1 protein-coding gene and 1 pseudogene are annotated in these 1,090 nt (G+C 38.3%); one reads left to right on the top strand and one right to left on the bottom strand.

Annotation, left to right across the window (positions count from 1 at the left end):
• Positions 1-336: 336 nt before the first annotated feature.
• The gene (locus HC026_RS12315) at positions 337-780 is read left to right on the top strand and encodes a replication/maintenance protein RepL (protein WP_049151184.1); all 444 of its coding nucleotides are present in this window, start codon (positions 337-339) and stop codon (positions 778-780) included.
• Positions 781-863: 83 nt separating this feature from the next.
• On the opposite strand, the pseudogene HC026_RS12310 reads toward HC026_RS12315, so the two are convergent.
• A pseudogene (locus HC026_RS12310) lies at positions 864-1,090 on the bottom strand (mobilization protein); the annotation flags it as partial.

The raw sequence follows: 1,090 nt of genomic DNA, 5'->3' as shown, positions 1-1,090 counted from the left end.
TGAGTGCTGATTGATTTGAAAGAGCGAAGCGAAAATCTGAATTGTCTCTGCCGACTTGTCGGCGGTCTCTCTTTTTTGTATCTTAATGGTTTTTATCTTGGTTTTTGTCTTGGTTTTTTGAGTTCTAAATTCTACTGAAAATGATATGCAGAGTAGAGACTAAATACACAGATAAGAGTGAAAAAAGGTGAAAACCGCTATAAACGCTGGTATAACAAGGTTTGTGGCGGTTTTGGGCGGTGTAATTTTTTAGCTCAAGCGGTGTAATTTTTTAGCTTTTTTAGTGTAATTTTTTTAGCTTGTATGATATACTTGCGCACGAAAGGGTGTGATGTAATGTCAACAATATCAAGCGATACTAAGTTTCTTGGAAATGGAAAATGGGTTAATCAAGATACTGGAGAAATGATTGAGGTAAACGAAGTAGTCAAGAGAGTTCCGAGGTCAGGGTTTGAAATTACGTATTTAACGTATTTTATGGATTTATTTGACAAATTGGGTGGTCAAAAGTATCAAGTGTTTAAGTACATCATAGAAAATCGGTCACGAGATAATAATACGTTAGTTACGACTAACAAAGAGCTGTCACGTTTAACTAAGACTTCGACGAAAACTGTTCAAGACACAATTAACTTGCTGAAAGAGGCAGGGTTGATAGAGAGAAGAATGGGAGCAATTATGTTGAATCCTAAATTAGTTCATCGTGGTTCAAATCAAAAAGAAAAGTACCTACTCCAACGGTTCGAAGCTTTCGACCAAGCCGATTCAACCGAGAAATAGGTACCACATTCAAAAAAATCGTTCACTTGTGGTCATTATACCATGAGTGAACGATTTTTAATTACCGTGAGTGCCGTTTGGGACTACCAGCGAGTATTATTCTGCTTCTTCCAGAACAAGAGCTTAGATGGCTTAAAAGGCTTAAAATCGACTAATTGTTGGACAGCATGTACAAGCAACCAAAAACTGGCATAAATCGCTCCTGCTATCAGGACAAAGCCAAGAATGCCGAGAACAATAGCTCCGTATGGGTGTTGTGGCTGAATCGCCATCACAACGTTATACAGCTTATGCAAGCCCCAACCGTTCC

The sequence above is a fragment of the Secundilactobacillus angelensis genome, assembly GCF_012641075.1.
GTDB classification, from domain to species: domain Bacteria; phylum Bacillota; class Bacilli; order Lactobacillales; family Lactobacillaceae; genus Secundilactobacillus; species Secundilactobacillus angelensis.
Note: the sequence above shows the minus strand (reverse complement) of the source record. Positions and strands in the feature narration are given on the sequence as shown.